Source organism: Sheuella amnicola (genome assembly GCF_010499255.1).
GTDB classification, from domain to species: domain Bacteria; phylum Pseudomonadota; class Gammaproteobacteria; order Burkholderiales; family Burkholderiaceae_B; genus Zwartia; species Zwartia amnicola.
In genome coordinates, this window is record NZ_JAAGRN010000002.1 from 429,930 (window position 1) to 452,078 (window position 22,149).

The following is a 22,149-nucleotide window of genomic DNA, read 5'->3' on the forward strand; positions in this document are numbered from 1 at the left end:
CATCACATCGCTACGAATCAAGCCTGAAGTGACATCAGCAATTAGCGAGCTCGATCACGGCGTCCGCAGCATAGGCGCCCTGACCCTCAGGCATAGCAAAAACCGGATTTAAATCGATCGACTGAAGACCCGGTCCCGCAGCGGCGGCAAAGGCGGACAAGCGTGACAACATGTTCGCTAGCGCCTTGATGTCGGCTGGTGCTCGACCACGAGCACCGAGCAGCAAAGGCGCCCCGCGAATCGATCGAATCATTTGTTCGGCCACATCCTCGCCAAACGGGCAGCGATGCAAGACAACGTCCTGAAGAATTTCGACAAAAATTCCGCCCAGGCCAAACATTGCAACGGGACCGAACACCGGATCACGGGTGATGCCCATGATGCATTCAACGCCACCACTTAATTGTTTTGCGACTAAGACTCCATCCAGACGCGTTTCGCCCTTGATCTTTGCCAGCGCATCGTGACCGCGTTGCATCAGCAAGCTGAAATTCTGGCGTACCTCGGCATCGTTGCCCACATTCAGTATGACGCCACCGATTTCGGACTTATGCAGGATGTCCGGCGAAACGATTTTCATGACAACCGGATATCCCAATTCGTTCGCAGCGGCGAGTGCTGCATCGATACTGTTGCAAACGCGCTCAGGCGCGGACGCGATTCCGGCCTGCGCGAGCAAGTCTTTAGCTTCGGCTTCGCTCGGCGTGACGTCAGGCAGCTTGAAGGCAGGCAAGGAAGGCGCAGGAAGATTCGGCGCTTTTGCAAATGCTTGACCAAAGCGTCCCATGGCTTCAATGGCGATCACGGCGCGATTGGGGTCTTCGAATACCGTGAATCCGTCTTTTTCATATTCGCGTTTTTGTTCGCGCGATGCGATCAGAGACAACGCGAAGATGCAGTCAGGATGATTCGCGCGCACCAGCTTGAGTTGCTCGCGCAGTCGCGGTGCAATAGTGGGCGCACCAGCCGTATAGGTAAAAAATCCCAGAATCGAGGTGTATTTACCCTCTTTGATCAAAGTGTCGGTAAACGTGTTGAGCAACGACATTTCGTTTAGGTATTGCGCGGTCACATCGACCGGGTTGCGTGGCGCCGCATAAGGCAACAGTTTGAGCAGTTTCGCTTGCGACTCTGCAGGCATTTCGGGCATGGGCAATCCGATCGCGTCGGCAGCATCCGAGATAATGACGCCTGCGCCGCCACTGACGGTGATCACGCCAAGCGTATTGTTTTCGGGATAAACCCCGCGTATCGCCAATCTGGCGATATCCATCATCTGCTCGGTCGACTCGACACGCACGACTCCGAGTTCGGCCAACACGGCATCGGTCACTTTGTCGTCGCCGGCAATCGAGGCAGTATGCGATTGCGCCGCCGCGCTACCGACCGCGCTGCGACCCACCTTCATCATCATGACCGGTTTGCGCGCGCGCCGCGCCGCTTCCAGTCCTGCAATCAGGTGAGGCGCTTCTTTGATGCCTTCCGAATACATCATGATGACTTTAGTCATCGGATCATCCACCACCATTTGCAGCATGTCGCCTACGGTCAAGTCCGCTTCGTTGCCGGTCATGATGACGGCCGACAGTCCAATGTCGTTAGACGTGGCGACTGTCATCAAATGCGCGCCATAGGCGCCTGACTGACTGATGATGGCGACATTGCCCGGTTGTGGAAAGCCCAGCTCCACGCCTGTTGCAAACGATCCATAAAAACTGGTGACCGGATTGATCAACCCGAGAGAATTGGGTCCAATCAGTCGCATCCCGTATTCATGCGCCGCATCCACCAGTTTCTGTTGCTCGATTGCGCCCTCCGGGCCGATTTCGGCAAACCCGGCACTAAAGAGAATGGCTGCGGCCGTGCCTCGCTTGGCCAAGGCTTGCACGTTTTCGAGAGCGGCCGATGCCGGAACGATTACCACCGCCACGTCCGGGGTTTCAGGCAACGCATCGACGCTTGGGTAGCTTTTAATGCCTTGCACCGTTTCACGGTTAGGGTTGACCGGATAAATCTTCCCTTTGTATCCCTGGCCCAGCATGTAGGAAATCGGCCTGCCTCCGATTCTGACTGGATCATCCGATGCGCCGATGATGGCGACCGATCGGGGATTAAGTAGTTTGGCTAACCTGCTTGTGTCCGAAGGACGTGTTCGCTGCGTTGTCATCGTTATTTTTCGAGTAGTTGTTAAGGGTGTAGGGTTTTGAAGAAAATTTCGATTAATCATACCTGTTAGGTGAAGCTTGGATATACACTCGATCCACCTTTCAAGGAGGACCGTCTCATGAATAAACCTAGTCCAGAGTTTGATAGTTTGTTGCCGCCATTGACGCTTAATCGCCGAGGCTTTTTAACGACTTCGCTTGCCACCGGATTTACGCTTGCCGCAGGTCCCGTCATGGCCAGTACCGTTGTCACCACCGATACCAACGGATTGACCGCAGGCGAAGTGAAGATCCCGGTTGCAGATGGCAGTATCCCCGCCTATCGTGCCGCTCCCGCCGGCAAGACTAATCTCGGCACCATACTCGTTGTGCAAGAAATTTTCGGCGTGCACGAATACATGAAGGATGTCTGCCGACGTTTTGCCAAACTGGGTTACCTCGCAATCGCGCCTGAGCTGTATGCGCGCCAGGGCGATCCTTCCAAGTACACCGAAAACGCCAAGCTGTTTGCTGAGATCGTCAATAAAGTTCCTGATGCTCAAGTCATGGGTGACCTGGATGCGACGGCCAAATGGGCTGCCGCTAATGGTGGCGATCCCAAGCGACTCGGCATCACCGGATTTTGCTGGGGTGGCCGGATTGTCTGGCTGTATTCGGCACATAATCCGGCACTGAAGGCAGGCGTGGCCTGGTATGGCCGCTTGGTTGGCGATAAAGATGCCATGAAGCCAGCCCATCCTGTCGATATCGCAGCCAAAATGCATGCGCCAGTTCTAGGTCTGTATGGTGGAGAGGACGCTGGCATTCCAGTCAGTACGGTCGACACAATGAAGGCTGCATTGGCTAACGGATCTGCCGCGGCCAAAGCATCCAGCTTTGTCGTGTATCCCAAAGCGCCGCACGCATTCCATGCGGACTATCGACCAAGCTATCGTGAGCAAGAGGCCAAGGACGGATGGGCCAAGGCGCAGGACTGGTTCAAGAAATATCTTTAACCCGGTAATCAGCCTTAATTGTTTTGAGGCGCATCGAACTTAAGCGACATCGAATATTTCATTTTCTTGTACGGAAATGTCGTGATCGTGACAAGCATCAGCGCCTCTTTTTCGCCGTAGTATTTTCGCGTGATCACTAAGCCCGGCGTGCCGGGCTTGAGTTTCAGGGCGCTTGCCGTGTCGCCAGAGATGGCTGTGGCTGAAAACTCCTGTTTAACCTCGATGATGCGGCGGCTGAATTTCTGTTCGATCAAAAGCGATAGCGGCAGCTTGATTTTGCCGACATCACTGCTGACGGCCGAGTAGTCGGGATGAACGAACACGTCCGAATAGGCCACCGGAGCCCGCTGTCCTTCGAGCAGCTTGACGGCGATGATGCGTAACCACTGATCGTTTGGCTGGCATTCGAGCAGTTCTGCGTTTTGCGCACCAACGCGCTGCATCTGTACAAGCTTGACTTGTAGAACCGCATGCTTGATGTACTGAAATAGATCAGACAGCTGGGAAATCTGCTGGGTGTAACGCGTGGTGGCTTTGGTTGTTTCGACTCGCGTGCCGACACCCGCGCGACGCGAGACGATTCCGCCTTCGGTCAACAGCCGAACCGCCTCGCGCACCGTATGGCGGCTGGCATCGAATTTTTCGCAAAGCTCGATCTCGGGTGGAAGCAGTGAACCGACAGGATAGACACCGTCTTTGATCTGCTTCATTAGCGCGGTGTAAATCGTTTTGTAGCGAGGCGTGATGGCGTCTTCACCCTCTTGGTGATTCCGGTTTTGTTTCTTGTGCGTGATACTCAAGAAGGTCTCCGAGTTGACGTGTTCATCTTTCATGTTCGTCGCCATCTTCTCATATCCAGCCGCTTATCTAAAAATCCAACAGTCTGAAAATTTATATTGACAACGTCCGGCAGTGGAGTAAAGTAAATGTACGGACATTATATGTCCGTACATTTACTGTGACAATCGCAGTGACAAACTTTTCTGAATCGGAGAAAACATGAGCAAGCTTGTTGCACTGATCGCTACCGCCGCCATCGCGGCCGGTGTCGCCACCAATGCCTCGGCTCAGCAAAAGCTGGTCGTTGCGGGTTACGGTGGATCGTTCGAAGACATTATGCGCAAGGATATCTTCCCGCCTTTCGAAAAAAAGCACGGGGTGAAAATCGATTTTGTCGCAGGCAACTCGACCAACACGGTCGCACGCTTGCAGGCGCAAAAGGGTAATCAGGAAATCGACGTCGCCATTGTCGATGACGGTCCGATGTATCAGGCGATTGCGCTGGGCTTCTGCGCCCCGATCAAAGGCATGCCTGCGGATGATATTTATTCGACGGCACGCTACAAGGACGACAAGGCTGTCGGCCTGGGCATTGTCGCCACCGGCATCATGTATAACAAAAAAATGTTTGCCGACAAGGGGTGGGCTGCGCCAACCTCATGGAAAGATCTCGCTGACCCCAAGTTCAAGAAACTGGTTGTGATTCCTCCGTTGAACAACACCTATGGCCTGCACGCCGTCGTTGAGTTCGCGCGTCAAGGTGGTGGTGGCGAGAAAAACATCGACCCTGGCTTCAAGGCATTCAAAGACAAAATTGGCCCTAACGTACTGGTGTATGAACCATCGCCCGGCAAAATGACCGAGCTCTTCCAGAGCGGTCAGGCGGCCATCGGCGTGTGGGGTACGGGACGCGTGAAGTCGTTTGCCGATACAGGTTTCCCCGTCGGGTTTGTCTATCCTGCTGAAGGCGCTTACGCTTTGTTGTCCTCGGTTTGCCCGATCGCCAAGCCCAACGCCAACCCACTGGCTCAGGAGTTCGTGAACTATCTGCTGACGCCCGAAGTGCAGGCGCTGATGGGAACCGCCTATGGTTATGGTCCCGTGAATAAAAAGGCTGTGGTCAAGGATGATCCGAACGTACCGTTGCCAACCGGCAAGCGCGCTGCGGATTTGATTGTGGTTGACTGGGATACCATTAACAACAATCGTGACGCATGGAACAAGCGCTGGACGCGTGAAATCGAGCGTTGATCAGTATTGAATGATTTGCTGCAAGTTTTTTGCTGGAGTTTGAATGTCTTATCTCGTCCTCAACGGCCTGACTAAGCGATACGGCAATGTTGCCGCCGTAGACAACCTTAATCTGTCTATCAAGCAAGGGGAGTTCGTATCCTTGCTCGGGCCGTCGGGATGCGGCAAGACGACCACCCTGCAAATGATTGCAGGGTTTATCGAACCATCCGCAGGCAGCATCGTTCTGAATGGACGCGATCTAAACCACATCCCCGCCAACAAGCGGGGCCTGGGGATTGTGTTTCAGAACTATGCATTGTTTCCGCACATGACCGCCGCGCAAAACGTGGCGTTTGGTCTTGAAATGCAAGGCGTATCCAAAGCCGAATGCGCCGAACGCGTATCGGACACGCTCAAGCTCGTCGGCCTTGGCCATCTTGCGGATCGTTATCCCGCCAGAATGTCCGGTGGGCAGCAGCAAAGGGTTGCACTGGCGCGCGCACTGGTCATCAAGCCGGGCGTACTGCTGCTGGATGAGCCCTTATCGAACCTGGATGCGAAACTGCGCGAAGAAATGCAGCTCGAGCTACGCAGTATCCAGAGAACTGTCGGAACGACAACGATTCTGGTCACCCATGATCAGTCCGAGGCGCTGGCGCTCTCCGATCGGATCGTGGTGATGAATCAGGGACGGGTCGAACAAATTTCCGAGCCGTTTACCGCATACGAGGAACCCAGTTCCGAATTTGTCGGGGGATTTCTCGGTAAGGCGAACGTATTCCGCGTGCAGATCGAAACCATCAATGGAGTCGGTCACGCCAAAGTGGCGCAGGCGCAGATTCCGCTTGATGGGCTTACGATTGCGGCCGGTAGCGTCATTGTCCGTCCCGAAAAATTATTATTCTCCGAGCCTTCGCCCAACGCTTTGCCCGGAAAGATGAAAACACGCGTCTTTCAGGGTAATCACTGGCTATGTCAAGTCGAAACATCCGTGGGCGATGTGCTTGTGATCAGGCAAAACGATGGTGTTCCGGTTCCGGTCGAAGGCACCACAGTGCATTTGCGTTGGCGTGCCCAAGACATGCGATCTGTTGCTGCGTCGAATTAATACGGGCGAGACAATATGATCAAGCCAACACAAGTTCCCTGGTTGCTTAGCGCACCAGCACTGGTTTTGTATTCGACCTTTTTGATCGCGCCGATTGCCAGCGTGTTTCTCATCAGCTTTTTCGATTTCGAGTTTTATGGCGGCATACAAGTTTCATTTACCCTCAAAAACTACATCGAGATTCTGACCGACGGCTATTACTACGAGGTGTTCGCACGCACATTCGGCGTTGCCCTGGCCGTGACTGTGGCCTGCGTGATTCTGGGCACGGCTGAAGCCTATGTGTTGTCGCGCATGGGCGTGCGCTGGAAAGGCATTTTTCTGATGGTGGTGCTCGGACCGCTTCTGATTTCGGTTGTGGTCAGAACTCTCGGATGGGCTTTGTTGTTCGGTTCCACCGGATTGATCAGTCGCGGGCTTCAAGCGCTTGGACTGGTGTCAGGTCCCGTTAATCTGATGTACACCAATCTGGGTGTCGGCATTGCGCTTACGCATGTGATGGTGCCGTTTATGGTCATCGCCGTGTGGGCATCACTGCAAAAGATCAATCCGTCCACCGAAGCGGCTGCTTTGTCACTCGGGGCCAGTCAGTTCACAGTGATCCGTCGCGTCATCGTGCCACAGGTCATGCCTGGCATCCTGTCCGGATCGATCATGGTGTTCGCCATGTCGGCCAGTGCCTTCGCAACGCCGGCAATTGTGGGTGGTCGTCGCCTGAAGACAGTCGCAACCGCGGCTTATGACGAGTTTTTGAATACCCTGAACTGGCCGCTTGGCGCAGCGCTTGCCGCCCTGTTGCTTGTTGCCACGATTGTCGTCCTGGTTGCGACCAACAGGTTGATCGAAAAGCGTTACGGCGCGGTATTTAATTAAAGGAGCGGATCATGTATTTGAAAAACGGTCCGATCGGGTTGATCTTTCATACGATATTCATTCTGTTTATCCTAGCGCCGATTGTGATGGTGTGCGCCGTGGCTTTCACAGGTGATGGTTTTATTTCACTACCGTCCAACGGGTTGTCGTTGCGTTGGTTCAAGGCCATTCTAAATAACCCACGATTTGTCGATGCTTTCATATTCAGCCTCGGACTTGGGTTTCTATCGGCTAGCTTTGCAATCGTGATGGCGATACCTGCAGCCTTGGCGTTGGCTCGGTTCCGATTCCCGGGCCGTGAAGCACTGATGGCCTTTTTCCTGTCGCCCTTGATGATTCCGCACATTGTTCTGGGTCTGGCCTTCCTGAAATTCTTCACCACAATCGGTGTCGCTGGCACATATTTCGGCCTGGTCGTTGCTCACATCATCGTCGTGATTCCTTATGCACTCAGATTGGTGCTGGCGTCCGCCACGGGCCTGGACCCATCAATCGAACGTGCCGCACTGTCGCTGGGAGCGTCGCCATGGATCACGTTTCGCCGCATTGTCCTGCCGCTAATCATGCCCGGCGTGGTCAGTGGCTGGGTGATTGCCTTCATTACAAGTTTTGACGAATTGACCATGTCAATTTTCATTGCTTCGCCATCGACCACGACACTTCCCGTCAGGATTTTCCTGCACATCGAAGATACGATCGATCCGTTAGTGACGGCAGTGTCGGCGGCCTTGATCTATATGACTGTTATCGCAATCTTCATTCTGGATCGGGCAGTGGGACTCGAAAAATTATTTGTCGGTAAGGGACGCGCATGAGCGGAACATCAAACAACGCAAACACAACAGAAGGGTTGCCGGCACCCCGCCCGCGACATCACAAAGGCATTTATGACGCGCTTGTGATCGGTGGCGGACTGGTTGGTTCGGCTATCGCTTATGGACTCAGGCAAAAGGTCGAGCATGTTGCAGTGCTAGATGAGGGTGACACCTCGTTTCGCGCATCGCGCGGAAATTTTGGATTAGTCTGGGTACAAAGCAAAGGCATGGGCATGCCCGCTTATGGACATTGGACCATGTCGTCACAGCAGCTGTGGAAAACGCTCGCTGGTATGTTGCATGATCTAACCGGACTTGAAGTCGGGTTGGAGCAAAATGGCGGCCTGCATCCGGTACTGACCGATGAAGAATACGAAGAGCGCATTAAGTTTATGAAGGGATTGCTGTCGCAACCCGGCATGGTTCAGTACGATTGGAAGATGCTTGATCGCAAGGAGCTGGCTGATATGGTGCCGGGCATCGGCCCGGAAGTCCGTGGCGCGACCTGGACGCCGGTCGACGGTATCGCCAATCCTCTTAAGTTGCTCAGAGCGCTTCACACGGCTTTCGACAAGCAAAAACTTGACTACTTACCGTTGCATCCCGTTGGCGATATCGAAAAGAAGAATGGCGTTTTCGAGTTGATGACACCCTACGGCATCATTCGCGCCAACAAAATCGTTCTGGCCTCCGGACTGAATAACCAGAAGCTTGGCGAAAAAATCGGTCTCGCGATCCCTGTTCGTCCGCAGCGCGGACAAATCGTCGTGCTTGAACGCACGCGCAGGATTTTGAATACACCCTTCAGTACGTTAAGACAAATGGACGAGGGCACATGGCTGATTGGCGATTCGCAGGAAGAGGCTGGTTACGCCGATGGTGTCATCGGCTTGCCGGTGCTGGCCACGCTTGCGGATCGTGCCGTGCGTACGATCCCGGCGCTTAAAGAGGTTCGCGTGGTGCGATCCTGGTCGGCTTTGCGCGTCATGTCCAAGGACGGATTCCCGATTTACGAACAGTCTGCTTCGCATCCGGGCGCCTTTGTCGCCACGTGCCACAGTGGCGTGACACTAGCTGCCGCTCATGCTTTGCGTATCGCTCCCATGGTCATCGAAGGCGCGTTGCCCGATGCCATGTCCCCATTCTCTACCCGGAGGTTCCATGTTCAACAGGCTGCCTGAAGCCCAGCAAGCCGTCGCCAAGCGGTCGGTCGAAGTCACGATCAACGGCAAAGCCGTTCAATGTCGCGAGGGCGATAGCGTTGCGGCAGCGTTGATCGCTGCAGGATTTTCCGATTGTCGGGACACGGCTGTCAAAGAAGTGCCTCGTGGCCCCTTTTGCATGATGGGTGTTTGTTACGACTGCCTAGTGATGATCGACGATCGGCCTAATCAGCAAGGATGCATGACTCCGGTGCGCGCAGGCATGAAAATCGAACGCCAGCATGGTGCGCGGGAGGTGCAGTCATGATTCAGGTTAAACAATGCGAACTGCTTGTGGTTGGTGCAGGCCCTGCGGGCTTGGCCGCGGCAACTACGGCGGCATCACTGGGAATTCAAACCATTCTGCTTGACGAGCAGGCCGCACCCGGAGGCCAGATCTATCGGGCCATTACAACGACTCCTGTACAAAACCGGACGATCCTTGGTCAGGATTATTGGCATGGAGAATCACTCATTGAGCCGTTCAAAAAATCCGGCGCGCAGTACGAGCCCGGTGCAACCGTTTGGGCGGTAGCTGAAAAAACCGCACCGCATCCGGAGCAAGGTTTCGAAGTCGCCTATTCAGTGGCCGGTGAAGCGCGCATGCTGCACGCCAAGCATGTCCTGCTTGCTACAGGCGCGCAAGAGCGCCCTTTTCCGATTCCCGGCTGGACGTTGCCCGGAGTCATGACCGCAGGCGCTGCCCAGATTTTGCTCAAGACCTCAGGCCTAGTTGGCGGACAGCGTACCGTGCTCGCCGGAAGCGGTCCCTTGCTTTATCTGGTCGCCTGGCAATATCTGAATGCGGGTATTGTTGTCGACGCCATTCTGGACACCACGCCTTCGGGACGACTGGCTAAGGCCTTGCCTCACGCCTGGGGTTTTTTGCGATCGCCGTATTTGGCCAAAGGCTTGAAACTTTTGCGAGAGGTTAAAGCCAAGGTTCGAATCGTCAAGGATGTGACCGCCCTGGAGGCTCTGGGCGAGGGCAATCTTTCCCAGGTCCGCTACACCGCTGCAGGCAAAACCGAAACCATTGCTTGTGATCAATTACTGTTGCATCAAGGCGTGATTCCAAACATCAATCTCGCACAAGCCATCGGTGTCGATTTGCACTGGAACGACCTGATGCATTGTTGGGAACCGAAGGTGGATGATTGGGGCAACACCAGCGTGTCTCGTGTCGGTATTGCCGGTGATGGCGGCGGGATTGCAGGTGCATTGGCCGCCGAACATCGTGGCCGTATCGCTGCATTTGAAGCAGCCATGCAGTTGCAAAAAATCACGCAAGCCCAGCGCGATCAGAAAAGTGTGGATGCGCGTGCACAATTGGCCCGTGCGGTCCGTGGCCGTGAATTTTTCGATACCCTTTACCAGGCACCGGATCAGTTCCGCCTGCCGGTGGGTGACACGATCGTATGTCGTTGCGAAGAGGTCACCGCGAAGCAGATTCGCGATACCGTCAAGCTAGGATGTCCGGGTCCCAACCAGATGAAGTCGTTCTTGCGTTGCGGGATGGGGCCTTGTCAGGGACGCTTTTGCAGCGTGACTGTCACCGAGATGATTGCGCAAGAACGAGGTGTTTCACCCACCGAGGTTGGTCATTACCGGTTACGTTTCCCGACCAAACCGCTCACGCTTGGCGAACTCGCTGCTTTGCCGCAAACGGATGATTCACGCAAAGCCGTGATCAGAATGAAAAAACCCGTATGAGCGATCATTCGGCGCCCGTCATCATCATTGGCGGCGGACTGCATGGCAGTTCGACCGCTTTGCATCTGGCTCGCGCCGGTGTTGCCGCACTGGTGCTGGAGAAAAACTACATCGGCCGGCATGCATCCGGAGTCAATGCGGGTGGTGTGCGCACATTAAGCCGCCATATCGCCGAGGTGCCGTTATCGCTAGCCTCGCGCGAGATCTGGTTGCGAATTCGCGATTGGGTTGATGATGATTGTGGTTTCGATCAGAACGGCCAGATGCGTGTCGCCGAAAACGAAACTGACGTCAATACATTGCGCACGCGTCTTAAACTGATGCACGATCATGGCTATACGCATGAAGAGTGGATCGAAGCCGATGAGATTCGCAGCATCGTTCCTGCGATTACTCCAACGATCCGGGGCGGATTAATTGTTCGGGGTGATGGTTCGGCCGATCCCTATCAGACAACGCGAGCATTCAGATTAAAAGCGCAAAGTCTGGGTGCGCGCGTGATCGAAGGCATCCGGGTCGAATCGATCGCTCGTCATGGTAATGACTGGCGCGTCACCACCAATCAGGGTGTATTCACTTCGCCTGTTCTGGTCAATTGCGCGGGGGCCTGGGCGGATCGCATTGCCGCGCAGATGGGCGAACCTGTTCCGTTGACACCCGTAGGCCCCATGATGCTGGTGACCACACGTATGCCGCATTTTCTGGATCCGGTCGTGCTGGGGACGGGGCGTCCGTTGTCTTTCAAGCAGCGCGCCAATGGCACGGTATTGATCGGTGGTGGCCGACCCGCCTGGGTGGACCGCGATCGCGAATGGACCGAACTGGATTTTCATCAGATTGCCGAAGGTGCGCGCACGGTGTGCGATTTGTTTCCGCATATGAAGGATGCGATCGTGAATCGGGGCTGGGCGGGGATAGAAGCCAGCATGCCAGATGCAATACCGGTTATTGGCCCAAGCAGTACGCAAAGCAATCTTTATCACGCGTTCGGATTTTCAGCCCACGGATTCCAGCTTGGGCCGATTGTCGGCAAGATCACGTCCGATCTGATCACGACAGGCCGGACCGATTTACCCATTGAACCGTTTTCGATTACCCGATTTAGCAACAGGTCGAATCAATCCAGCCTCACTCAAGGAGAAGCAATATGAGCAAAATCATCAGACAAGATTCCAACGCACGATTGAGCAGAATCGTGACCCATGGCGATACCGTTTACGTTGCCGGCGTGACCTCCAATGCCCCGGGCGGGATCGTTGAGCAAACTCGCGACGTGTTCGCCAAGATCGATGGCTATCTCGCAAGCGCAGGCACGGACAAGCGCCACCTGTTGTCGGTCCAGATTTGGCTCAAGGATATCGATGCGGACTTCGCCGGCATGAATAGCGTCTGGGCTGAATGGGCGCCTGCCGATGCCTTGCCCACCCGTGCAACCTGCGAAGCCAAACTCGCTGCTCCAGAACTACTGGTTGAAGTGATTGTGACAGCGGCTAAGAAATAATTCGAACGTACTGACCTCAGGCAGTCCTGGTCGCAACCAGGTCAACCAAAGCCGACATACCCTGATGACGCGGTCCTTCGTTAATGGCTGCGTCATACTCTTCGATCAATTCGATTTGCATAGACCCGAAAGCCTCGCGCAACATCGGGACGGTATATAAGTTGTCCGGATCGCTTGGACCTCCAGTCTTGAATTCCAGCTGTTTCAGACCATAGCCTTCAAGAATCAGCACGCCCCCCGGCTTGGTAGCTTCACGCATGCCGGCAAAAATTACATTGCGCATTTTGGGGTTGGCAAACTGAAAGAAAATTCCAACCACCGCGTCGTACTGTCTGGCGGACCAGTCAAACTCCATAATGTCTTGCGTGATCACGTGCATGTTTACACCACGCTCGGCAGCAAGCTTGCGTGCTTTTTCAGATGCGGCCGGGGCCGCGTCGACGGACCAGACCTCGCAGCCCTGCTCTGCCATCCAGACACCGTTACGCCCCTCGCCATCGCTGACGGCTAGTACCGTCATGCCCGGCTTGAAGCGCCCCTTCTGTCGTTCAAGAAATGCATTTGGCGCCTTGCCAAACAGATAATCGTCCGTTTCGGAAAAGCGTTCATTCCAGTGCGCGATTGAAGGTTTCATATTCGTGGTTCTCAAAGGGTGTGTTTCAATACCATCATAGATTAGCTGATCTTTAGATGATGTTTGCTGACCAAAATCAAGGAATCCCAGTGCCGACAGTTGCTGTCATTGGAGCCGGCCCGGCGGGGTTGATGGCTGCCGGAGTTCTTGCCGGGCATGGCGTGATGGTTGATGTCTATGAAGCCAAGCCTTCAGCCGGACGCAAGTTTTTGATGGCCGGTCGCGGCGGATTGAATATCACACATTCCGAGCCTTCAGAAAGATTTCACGCCCGGTATCGCGCTCGCACGAATGAGATGGCGGCCATGCTTGAAACATTCGACGCAAACGCATTGCGCAATTGGGTGCATGGCTTGGGTATCGATACCTTTGTCGGCACTTCGGGTCGCGTGTTTCCCCAGGAAATGAAAGCAGCGCCGTTGTTGCGCGCCTGGCTGCATCGTTTGCGTCAGCAGGGCGTTCGGTTTCACATGCGCCATCGCTGGTTAGGCTGGAATGAAGCTGGCTATTTACGGTTTACCAACCCAGAGGGAGAAATCACCGTTGAACCAGATGCTGTTCTGTTGGCCCTTGGCGGCGGCAGTTGGGCCAGCCTGGGGTCCGATGGTGCCTGGTGGTCTTTGCTAAACGACAAGGCAATCGGACTAGCCCCTTTTTTGCCAAGCAATGGCGGGTTCGAAACAAAGTGGTCAGCGCACTTCATCGAAAAGTTTGCCGGACAACCTCTTAAAACTGTTACGTTTCAGGTTGATTCTTCCACGCCGTTGCGTGGCGAGTGCATGTTGACAGAGCATGGCCTTGAAGGTGGGGCGATATACAGCCTGTCTGCTGATTTGCGCGCGCAGATTCTTCGGGATGGCCACGCAACGCTCGTGATCGATTTATTGCCCGATCATGATGCACATCGTGTGCTTGCCGAGGTGTCGCGACCCCGTGGAGCCAAATCATTGTCGTCTCATTTGCGCAGCAGATTAGGGTTGCAGGGCGTTAAAGCCGGATTGTTGCGTGAATGCGTGTCTGCTGAAATGTTCAATGATCCGGTGCAACTTGCATCTGCAATCAAAGCTTGCCCGATTGTTTTGCATGCTTGCCGACCCATAGACGAGGCTATTAGCACTGCCGGTGGCGTCAAATTCGAAAGCATGGATGCCAGGTTAATGCTCGAGAAGTTACCCGGAGTGTTTTGTGCCGGTGAAATGCTCGATTGGGAGGCTCCGACAGGTGGCTATTTACTGAATGGCGCCATGGCCAGCGGCAACACGGCGGCTTTGGGTGTGTTGGACTGGCTCAAGCATCATCCTCCAGCAGAATCAGCTTAGACTGAATCTGTTCGACTGCGCTTGATAAGTCGTTGAGCAAGGTCTCAGTGCGACTGCGATCCATGCGCTGCACCACAGTCGACAAGCTGATTGCTGCAATTGGTTGCCGATGGCTATCGAAAATCGGCATGGCAATCGATCGTACTCCCGGCAGGTCAATCACATCGGTCAGCACAAAGCCTTTGGTTCGCGCGCGCGCAATGGTTTTTCTGACATTAGCCTCCGAATAATTCGGATATTTTTCAAGGCTGCGTTCCATATTCACGCTGAGGATACGATTGATCTCGTCGTCGTTCAGAAAGCTTAATATCGCCATCGCTCCGCTGCCGATATTCAACGGCCTGCGCATTCCGACATCCAGCACAAAAACTTTGATCGGAAACGCACCCTCCGCGCGATCGATGCAAACCCCATCAAAGCCGCTTCGCATCGTCAGAAACACCATGTCACCAGTGCGCTGCGCGATCTGTTGCAGATACGAATGGCAGACATCCCTCAGATTGGTTTTAGGGCTTGCTGCCAAGCCCATTTCATACATGGCATTGCCCAGAAAATATCGTTTGCTCGCCTCATCCTGCCGAACCAGGCCTTCGGATACCAATCCTTGCAAAATCCGGTGAGCGGTCGGGCGCTCGATCCCGACTTCTTCGCACAGGTCGATTAACCGCGCACCCACTCGGTTGCGTGCGGAAATGCCCCGCAGCAAAGCTGCTACCCGCTGCACAACCTGTGTGCCCGATTTACTTGCCGTAGAACTTAAAGTCATGTTTTCCATTATCGACGCGGGACGAATCCGGTGATCAATGCGTGCGCACCTTGTTAAACTTGGTTTTATCACAAAAGCCCTGAATCACCCGATCCATGTTTATTACCGGTTCACTTGCTTCTTTGCCCAAGCCCGAACAATATCGCGACTTGCTTTCCCAGGCGCGCGGCTTATTCGAGGGTGAAAGCAATCCGATTGCTAACGCAGCTAATTTATCTGCCCTGGTGATGCAGTCGTTGCCCGACTTGAACTGGTCGGGATTTTATTTTTTTGATGGCGAAGAGCTTGTGCTCGGACCTTTTCAGGGCAAGCCGGCCTGTTTACGCATACCGCTGGACAAAGGTGTTTGCGGCGCTGCGGCAAGAACGCAAACGATACAGCTAGTGCCTGATGTGCACGCTTTTCCGGGGCACATCGCCTGCGATGCAGCTTCACGCTCCGAAATTGTCGTGCCCCTGCTGCACCAAGGTCGTCTTTTAGGTGTATGGGATGTCGACAGCCCCGTTGCCGATCGGTTCGATGAAGACGATCGTGCTGGCATGCAGGCGCTTTGTGCGTTATTTTTAGAAACTATTCATGTTCCGGTTCCTTTGGCCCAATATAAAAAATCATGACAACATCAAGCGCAATGGATTTTGATTACATCGTCGTCGGTGCCGGTACTGCGGGCTGTCTCTTGGCCAATCGTTTATCTGCCAATCCCGCCAATCGTGTTCTGTTGCTCGAGGCCGGTGGCGAGGATAACTATCACTGGATTCATATCCCGGTCGGCTATCTTTATTGCATCGGCAATCCTCGCACAGACTGGTGCTACAAAACCAAAGCCGATCCCGGCCTCAATGGCCGCGAGCTCGGTTATCCTCGCGGTCGGGTACTGGGTGGATGTTCATCAATCAACGGCATGATTTACATGCGCGGACAAAGCGCCGACTACGACAGTTGGATGGCCGAAGGCAATCCGGGTTGGGGTTGGAACGATGTGTTGCCATTGTTCAAAGGGATGGAAGATCATCATGCCGGCGCAAACGAGTTTCATGGCGCAGGAGGAGAGTGGCGTGTCGAGCGTGCTCGCTTATCTTGGGAAATACTGGATTCTTTCCGCGACGCCGCAGAACAAGCCGGTATTGCTCCGGTCAATGATTTCAACAAGGGCGATAACGAAGGCAGTGACTATTTCGAAGTGAACCAACGATCAGGCTGGCGCTGGAACGCCTCCAAAGCATTCCTGCGTCCGATCAAGCATCGTCGCAATCTAACGGTCATGACAGGCGCACGCACGACGCATCTGGAGTTTTCCGGACGTCGCGTAACAGGCGTTGCTTTCATCAAGGATGGTCATAAACATATCGCAACCGCCCACAAAGAAGTCGTCATGGCCTGCGGCGCGATCGGATCAGCCCAGATTTTGCAGGCTTCGGGTATCGGAGCGGCAAGCTTGTTGAATCCTTTGGGGATTCCTGTTGTGCATGATCTTCCGGGTGTTGGACAGAACTTGCAGGATCACCTCCAGTTGCGCATGGTTTATCGGATTGAAGGCGCCAAAACCCTTAACATGATGGCCAATTCATTGTGGGGCAAGGCCATGATCGGCCTGCAGTACGCATTGACCCGTAGCGGCCCGATGAGCATGGCGCCTTCGCAGCTTGGTGTCTTTGCCAAGTCCAGTCCCGCTCAGTCGCGCGCTAATGTCGAATACCACGTGCAGCCTTTGTCGCTAGAAAAATTCGGCGAGCCTTTGCACGATTTCCCTGCATTTACGGCATCGGTGTGTAATTTGCGACCCACCAGTCGGGGGCATGTTCGCATCACCTCGCCCGATACCAATCAGGCACCTGAAATTTTATGCAACTACCTGTCGACTGCAGAAGACCGTCAGGTAGCGGCCGACAGCATCCGACTCACGCGTCGAATCGTCGGTCAATCGGCGCTAGCCAAATACAAGCCCCATGAGATCAAGCCGGGCATGGTCGGCGATACGGATGAGGCGCTTGCAAACGCGGCGGGCAACATTGGTACAACGATCTTTCATCCTGTTGGTACATGCAAGATGGGGCACGATGACATGTCGGTGGTCGATTCCAGTTTGCGCGTTCATGGCATTGAAGGACTGCGCGTGGCGGATGCGTCCATCATGCCCACCATCACGTCCGGCAATACCAACTCCCCTACGTTGATGATTGCAGAGAAAGCTGCCCAGATGATTCTGGCGGGTTGAACTATTGACGCTTGCTATGGTGATTCGATCAAGACCGGCTGAATCAGTTTCCTGATTTCGCAATCCACGCTTGCGCCTTGACGTTCGAGTACGACAAAATCACCGGCCTGCTGCGCAAGTAACGGATGATGCCAGGTACCCGGCTTGAAGCTCACCCCGCAAGACCCATCCACCAGAAAAGCTGCGAGAGTGGATTCCTGCGGAGCCGCACCGACGATACCCTGAGCGTTGACCGAATCATCCCCAAGCGCGACGATCACCACGAAGGGTACGCCCGACAGCGGAATAAATGACTGGCTACCAAGGCAGTGCCGTTCCAGTTCAAATGCGGTGAAGGGTAATGGATTCGCCTTTGCGCGATATAGATTCAGGGCTGGCTTGCCGCCGGATTGTGTCAGGTCGGGTGCGCCTAAGGCGAATTTCTCAGTGGTGCCGGCATTGATCATGGTGCCGGCTCCGGCTTTAATGCCATGGGGTCCACTGAAGGATCCGCCCAGCACATGGCCATAGGGTGCAAATGCTTCGGGCGTGAGGTTTTGAAGTGGTAAATGACGCATGCCGCATAGCTTCAATCAGAACGAGATGCCTGTCAATTCAAATCGAATGCATCCTGGATCAATCCGTCGGATTGTCACAAGTTTTGTCACAAGAATTTCCAACGGTAAATTTCGGGTTATTCGGTCTGTCCGTTTAGTGATGCCTCAGTTATAGTCAACCATGTTATTCAACCAGGTACCACATGGGCATGCCACATTACATCGAGATTACCGCAACCGTTTTATTTGCGATCGCGATCGCACACACATTTTCAGTTCCGGTTTTTGCGAGGCTTGCACATAAAAACGGACTCCATTCGGGCTTGTGGCACTTCATGTCCGAGGTTGAGGCGGTTTTCGGAATCTGGGCTTTTTTCCTGCTTGTTCTGATGGCGATGGCGGCCGGTGTGCACAACATGGTTGATTATGTCGACTCGCGCAATTTCATCGAGCCGCTTTTTGTATTCGCCATCATGGTGATCGCCGCCAGCCGGCCGATTATCGAACTGGTTAGCATGCTGGTGCGCATGATCGCCCGCGCATTGCCGTTCAATCGCCAGGTGGCCACTTATTTTGTGGTGATGACGTTTGTGCCGCTGGCAGGCTCACTGATCACAGAACCCGCCGCCATGACACTTGCCGCTTTATTGCTCAGAGACGGTTATTTCAAGCGTCCGGGTCACAAGGTATTTAAGTACACCACGGTTGGCGTGTTGTTCGTCAACGTGTCGATCGGTGGCGTATTAAGCGCGTATGCCGCCCCGCCTGTCTTGATGGTGGCCAATACATTCGGCTGGGATTCGGCTTTCATGCTGTCAAACTATGGCTTCAAGGCGATTGCAGCGGTCACGATCAATGCGCTGGGCCTGACGATCATGCATTACAAGCTTCTGGCCGACAAGCAGGTTGAAACAAAAGAAGGCGTCACGAAAAACGTAAGTTCGATCAAAATCCCTAAGCTAGTGATTGTGATTCATTTGTTGTTTTTGGTGGGTGTCGTTGTATTCGCCCACCACACAGCGATTTTTATCGGATTACTGTTGCTGTTCATCGGGTTTTGCGAAGCCTATAAACGTTATCAATCTCCGTTGATGATCAAAGAAGGGTTGATGGTCGGTTTTTTTCTGGCTGGCCTTGTCGTGCTTGGCGGATTGCAGAAGTGGTGGTTGCAGGACCTTCTTGGCAGCCTATCGCCCATCGTGCTGTTCTGGGGAGCGACTGCACTCACAGCCTTGACAGATAACGCGGCATTGACTTATCTGGGTTCCATGGTTGATGGCACGTCGGATGCCTGGCGATACATGCTTGTTGCCGGCGCGGTGACAGGGGGTGGTTTAACCGTGATTGCCAACGCACCGAATCCGGCTGGATTCGCCATTCTCAAAGGCGACTTTCCAGACGAAACGATTTCACCTGGGCCTTTGTTTTTATCTGCGCTGATGCCCACCATGGTTGCTGCTGTCCTCTTTCTGATTTGAGGGTGATCGATGAAATCCATTCTGCATGGCATTAAAGTGTTGGACCTCACCCGCATCATTGCAGGCCCGTTAAGTACACAAACGCTTGCCGACATGGGGGCAACCGTTTACAAGATCGAAAAGCCCGGCGAAGGTGATGATTCGCGTCGCATGGGACCATTCATGCGCGATGGTGGTGTGACGGCCGAAATCAATCCCGTCGCAAGTCAGGAGTCGGCTACCTTTATGGCCTATAACCGCGGCAAACATTCCGTCACGGTCGATATCGCCACTGAAGAGGGTGCGACACTGATACGGCAGCTTGCAATGCACTGCGACATCGTGATCGAAAACTACAAAGCAGGTGGGCTTAAAAAATACGGTCTCGATTACGACTCGCTTTGCAAAGTTAAACCGGATCTGATTTATTGTTCGATCACCGGCTTCGGTCAGACCGGCCCCTATGCCGCCCGTCCGGCTTACGACTTCATTTTGCAAGGCATGGCCGGGCCGATGAGTACCTGCGGTCAGCCCGATGGCGTGTCGGGCGCAACCCCGATGCGTACTTCCATCCCGATGACCGATATCACTACCGGCTTGTATGCCACGATCGCCATGCTCGGTGCGCTGTACCATCGTCGCGAGACTGGAGAGGGTCAATACATTGATACATCGCTGCTTGATGCCGCCGTATCATTTAACGGTCACCTAGCAGTTGGCTATCTGATGACCGGCAAAAGTCCCACGCGTGCCGGCAATACCAACCCGATCGCTGCCCCTGCCGATGTTTACCCATGCAAAGACGGTTATCTGATTATTGCGGCCGGCAACAACAGTCAGTTCAAATCCCTATGTCAGGCGATTGGCGTGCCGCAGCTTGCAGACGATCCGAGCTTTGCGACCAACTCGATGCGCATCGCCAATCGCGGGTTGATGCAAGATATTCTGTTGCCCAACATCTTGAAGTTCACCAAAGCCGAACTGCTGCAAAAGTTCGAAGCGGCAGGTGTGCCATCCGGTCCCATCAACAATATGGAAGAGGTCTTTGCCGATCCTCAGACCAAACATCGCAATATCCAGATCGAAGTGCCGCACTCCAGTGGCGTCGATGTCAAGCTTGTTCGCAATCCTTTGCTTTTTTCACGCACGCCGATTCAACACAAGGCGCCACCTATTCTGGGCGAGCACACCGATTGCGTCATGATGGAAGAGCTCGGCCTGACGCGCGAACAAATCGAGGGATTGCGTGCCAGAAATATTGTTTGATATTTATATTTGATATCCCCGTTTTCAGTGCTAGATTAGTCAATAAAACTTCTCTTAAAGACTTGCATCAGATTGTTTTCAACTATTTAAACCAATAACCTGTCACGGAGTCCATATGTCAGATCTTGCTTATTCGACCCTTACCGACCTTGCACACGGCTTGCGCACCAAAAAATACAGCTCAGTCGAAGTCACCCAAGAGTATTTGAATCGGATTAAAAAAGCGGACGGCAAGCTCCATTCGTATGTATTGGTGAATGAGGATAGCGCGCTAGAACAAGCTCGCGCAGCCGACCAGCGTCGCGCCTCCGGCTACAGCTTAAGTGCCGTTGATGGCCTGCCGATCGCAGTTAAGGATTTATGCGAAATCGAAGGACAGATCACGACCGCCGGATCAAAAGAATGGACCGATCGTCGCAGCACGACCACATCAACCGCTGTCGAAAGACTGCTGCGCGGTGGCATGGTCATGCTTGGCAAGGTGCATATGGTCGAATTCGCTTTCGGTGGCTTTGGCACCAATCCCGAAATGGGCACGCCCTGGAACCCCTGGGACCTCAAAACACACCGTACACCGGGTGGTTCTTCAAGCGGATCGGGCGTAGCGGTCGCTGCAGGCCTGGCTCCGGCTGCACTCGGTTCGGATACCGGCGGATCAGTGCGTATCCCTTCATCCTTGAATGGCATTACAGGTCTTAAAACAACATGCGGCCTGATCAGCCTGCATGGAGCATTCCCGTTGTCAGGCACTCTTGATTCGATCGGGCCGATGACTCGTGACATGCATGACGCCGCATTACTCACCGAATTAATGGCCGGAGTCGATCCTCGCGATCCCACTACGTTCAATCGTCCGTTATTTCAATGGAAGTCACCCGATAACAGCGCCAAGCCTCTGGCAGGCGTGCGCATCGCCATGATTCCGCCCGCGCAATATCCGATTGCGATGGGTGCTGATGTATTACGCATGCTTGAAGACACGCGTCGCGTGCTGGTTGATCTGGGCGCAACGATTGTCGACAAAACGTTCCCGTTCGATTTCAAGGACATGATGGTGCGCAACGGTTACATCATTGCTGCCGAAGCCTACGCGATTCATCGTGCCTACATTGACGACACCAGCAAAAAATTCGGACCCTTCGTGCGCAAGCGCGTTCAAAGCGGTGCTGCGATTTCGGGTGCCGACTATATCGACGCCATGGCCGCCCATCGCGCCGCGATTGCGCAATGGAAAGACTGGATGAGCAACGTGGATGCCTTGTTGAGTCCTTGCACGCCTTTTGGCGCGATACCGCTGACTGAAGTCGACGAGGCGCAAACACCCATGGCCTCGTTTACGCGCGCCGGCAACTATCTGGGCGCATGCGGCATGTCATTGCCCGCAGGCTTGGCCGACAACGGCATGCCGATCGGGATGCAGTTTTTGGGCAAACCGTTTGACGATGCGACCATGGTCAAAATCGGGATCGCCTTTCAGCGTGCCACCAAATGGCACCTGGCACGCCCCGACTTGTCATTATTAGGAATTTAAATTGCTGGGGCTTTAAAGCGCCAGGTTTTTAAATCGTCGG

At 54.2% G+C, this 22,149-nt stretch carries 21 protein-coding genes; 16 read left to right on the plus strand and 5 right to left on the minus strand.

The features are described 5' to 3' along the window. Nucleotides 1-34: 34 nt before the first annotated feature. Complete coding sequence (locus tag G3I67_RS04670) at nucleotides 35-2,167, minus strand: acetate--CoA ligase family protein (protein ID WP_163651994.1); 2,133 nt, start codon at nucleotides 2,165-2,167, stop codon at nucleotides 35-37. Nucleotides 2,168-2,284: 117 nt separating this feature from the next. On the opposite strand from G3I67_RS04670, the gene G3I67_RS04675 reads away from it, so the two are divergent. Next, nucleotides 2,285-3,160: a dienelactone hydrolase family protein gene (locus G3I67_RS04675; RefSeq protein WP_163651996.1), complete on the plus strand. Its 876-nt coding sequence runs from the start codon at nucleotides 2,285-2,287 to the stop codon at nucleotides 3,158-3,160. Nucleotides 3,161-3,174: 14 nt separating this feature from the next. Here G3I67_RS04675 and G3I67_RS04680 read toward each other — a convergent pair whose 3' ends face one another. Beyond that, entirely contained in the window at nucleotides 3,175-3,993 is an 819-nt protein-coding gene (locus G3I67_RS04680) for a GntR family transcriptional regulator (RefSeq protein WP_163651998.1), read from the minus strand. Nucleotides 3,994-4,159: 166 nt separating this feature from the next. Between G3I67_RS04680 and G3I67_RS04685 the strand changes: the two genes are divergently transcribed. From G3I67_RS04685 to G3I67_RS04725, 9 genes are read left to right on the plus strand one after another with little or no spacing between them, the layout of a single operon-like run. Further along, nucleotides 4,160-5,191, plus strand: a complete 1,032-nt coding sequence (locus G3I67_RS04685; RefSeq protein WP_163652000.1) for an ABC transporter substrate-binding protein — start codon at nucleotides 4,160-4,162, stop codon at nucleotides 5,189-5,191. A 43-nt stretch (nucleotides 5,192-5,234) separates the two neighbouring features. Then, nucleotides 5,235-6,281, plus strand: a complete 1,047-nt coding sequence (locus tag G3I67_RS04690) for an ABC transporter ATP-binding protein (RefSeq protein WP_163652002.1) — start codon at nucleotides 5,235-5,237, stop codon at nucleotides 6,279-6,281. A gap of 15 nt (nucleotides 6,282-6,296) precedes the next feature. After that, nucleotides 6,297-7,154 carry an ABC transporter permease gene (locus G3I67_RS04695; protein ID WP_163652004.1) on the plus strand — a complete coding sequence of 286 codons (858 nt, stop codon included), beginning with the start codon at nucleotides 6,297-6,299 and terminating at the stop codon, nucleotides 7,152-7,154. Between the two features lie 11 nt (nucleotides 7,155-7,165). Beyond that, nucleotides 7,166-7,969, plus strand: a complete 804-nt coding sequence (locus tag G3I67_RS04700) for an ABC transporter permease (protein ID WP_163652006.1) — start codon at nucleotides 7,166-7,168, stop codon at nucleotides 7,967-7,969. Continuing rightward, nucleotides 7,966-9,150, plus strand: coding sequence for an NAD(P)/FAD-dependent oxidoreductase (locus G3I67_RS04705; protein WP_163652008.1), 1,185 nt, complete (start codon nucleotides 7,966-7,968; stop codon nucleotides 9,148-9,150). Before G3I67_RS04700 ends, G3I67_RS04705 begins: the two co-directional genes overlap by 4 nt. After that, nucleotides 9,131-9,439, plus strand: coding sequence for a (2Fe-2S)-binding protein (locus G3I67_RS04710; RefSeq protein ID WP_163652010.1), 309 nt, complete (start codon nucleotides 9,131-9,133; stop codon nucleotides 9,437-9,439). The genes G3I67_RS04705 and G3I67_RS04710 overlap by 20 nt, the downstream gene beginning before the upstream one ends. Beyond that, nucleotides 9,436-10,884 carry an FAD/NAD(P)-dependent oxidoreductase gene (locus G3I67_RS04715; RefSeq protein WP_163652012.1) on the plus strand — a complete coding sequence of 483 codons (1,449 nt, stop codon included), beginning with the start codon at nucleotides 9,436-9,438 and terminating at the stop codon, nucleotides 10,882-10,884. Before G3I67_RS04710 ends, G3I67_RS04715 begins: the two co-directional genes overlap by 4 nt. Further along, nucleotides 10,881-12,035, plus strand: a complete 1,155-nt coding sequence (locus G3I67_RS04720) for an NAD(P)/FAD-dependent oxidoreductase (protein ID WP_163652014.1) — start codon at nucleotides 10,881-10,883, stop codon at nucleotides 12,033-12,035. Before G3I67_RS04715 ends, G3I67_RS04720 begins: the two co-directional genes overlap by 4 nt. After that, on the plus strand, nucleotides 12,032-12,385 hold the full coding sequence (locus tag G3I67_RS04725) for a RidA family protein (RefSeq protein ID WP_163652016.1): 354 nt from the start codon (nucleotides 12,032-12,034) through the stop codon (nucleotides 12,383-12,385). Before G3I67_RS04720 ends, G3I67_RS04725 begins: the two co-directional genes overlap by 4 nt. A 16-nt stretch (nucleotides 12,386-12,401) precedes the next feature. On the opposite strand, the gene G3I67_RS04730 is transcribed toward G3I67_RS04725, so the two are convergent. After that, a complete protein-coding gene (locus G3I67_RS04730) occupies nucleotides 12,402-13,019 on the minus strand; it encodes an SAM-dependent methyltransferase (RefSeq protein WP_163652018.1) in 618 nt (205 codons plus the stop codon). Nucleotides 13,020-13,078: 59 nt separating this feature from the next. Between G3I67_RS04730 and G3I67_RS04735 the strand changes: the two genes are divergently transcribed. Next, complete coding sequence (locus tag G3I67_RS04735; protein ID WP_163652130.1) at nucleotides 13,079-14,338, plus strand: TIGR03862 family flavoprotein; 1,260 nt, start codon at nucleotides 13,079-13,081, stop codon at nucleotides 14,336-14,338. Here the strand turns inward: G3I67_RS04735 and G3I67_RS04740 are convergent. Continuing rightward, the gene (locus G3I67_RS04740) at nucleotides 14,307-15,104 is read right to left on the minus strand and encodes an IclR family transcriptional regulator (RefSeq protein ID WP_235931673.1); all 798 of its coding nucleotides are present in this window, start codon (nucleotides 15,102-15,104) and stop codon (nucleotides 14,307-14,309) included. The two genes, G3I67_RS04735 and G3I67_RS04740, sit on opposite strands and share 32 nt — an antisense overlap. 95 nt (nucleotides 15,105-15,199) lie before the next feature. Here G3I67_RS04740 and msrC point away from each other — a divergent pair, with 95 nt between their 5' ends. Both msrC and G3I67_RS04750 read left to right on the plus strand, forming a co-directional pair. Beyond that, entirely contained in the window at nucleotides 15,200-15,718 is a 519-nt protein-coding gene (gene msrC / locus G3I67_RS04745) for a free L-methionine (R)-S-oxide reductase MsrC (protein WP_163652022.1), read from the plus strand. After that, nucleotides 15,715-17,319 carry a GMC family oxidoreductase gene (locus tag G3I67_RS04750; protein ID WP_163652024.1) on the plus strand — a complete coding sequence of 535 codons (1,605 nt, stop codon included), beginning with the start codon at nucleotides 15,715-15,717 and terminating at the stop codon, nucleotides 17,317-17,319. The genes msrC and G3I67_RS04750 overlap by 4 nt, the downstream gene beginning before the upstream one ends. Before the next feature lie 14 nt (nucleotides 17,320-17,333). Here G3I67_RS04750 and G3I67_RS04755 read toward each other — a convergent pair whose 3' ends face one another. Beyond that, nucleotides 17,334-17,876: an ureidoglycolate lyase gene (locus G3I67_RS04755; protein WP_163652026.1), complete on the minus strand. Its 543-nt coding sequence runs from the start codon at nucleotides 17,874-17,876 to the stop codon at nucleotides 17,334-17,336. Nucleotides 17,877-18,064: 188 nt separating this feature from the next. Between G3I67_RS04755 and G3I67_RS04760 the strand changes: the two genes are divergently transcribed. The 3 genes from G3I67_RS04760 (at nucleotide 18,065) to G3I67_RS04770 (ending at nucleotide 22,109) form a co-directional block, all read left to right on the plus strand. Next, nucleotides 18,065-19,333, plus strand: a complete 1,269-nt coding sequence (locus tag G3I67_RS04760; RefSeq protein ID WP_163652028.1) for a putative Na+/H+ antiporter — start codon at nucleotides 18,065-18,067, stop codon at nucleotides 19,331-19,333. Between the two features lie 9 nt (nucleotides 19,334-19,342). Continuing rightward, nucleotides 19,343-20,578 carry a CaiB/BaiF CoA transferase family protein gene (locus G3I67_RS04765; RefSeq protein WP_163652030.1) on the plus strand — a complete coding sequence of 412 codons (1,236 nt, stop codon included), beginning with the start codon at nucleotides 19,343-19,345 and terminating at the stop codon, nucleotides 20,576-20,578. Nucleotides 20,579-20,693: 115 nt separating this feature from the next. Beyond that, on the plus strand, nucleotides 20,694-22,109 hold the full coding sequence (locus G3I67_RS04770) for an amidase (protein ID WP_163652032.1): 1,416 nt from the start codon (nucleotides 20,694-20,696) through the stop codon (nucleotides 22,107-22,109). Nucleotides 22,110-22,149: the final 40 nt, after the last annotated feature.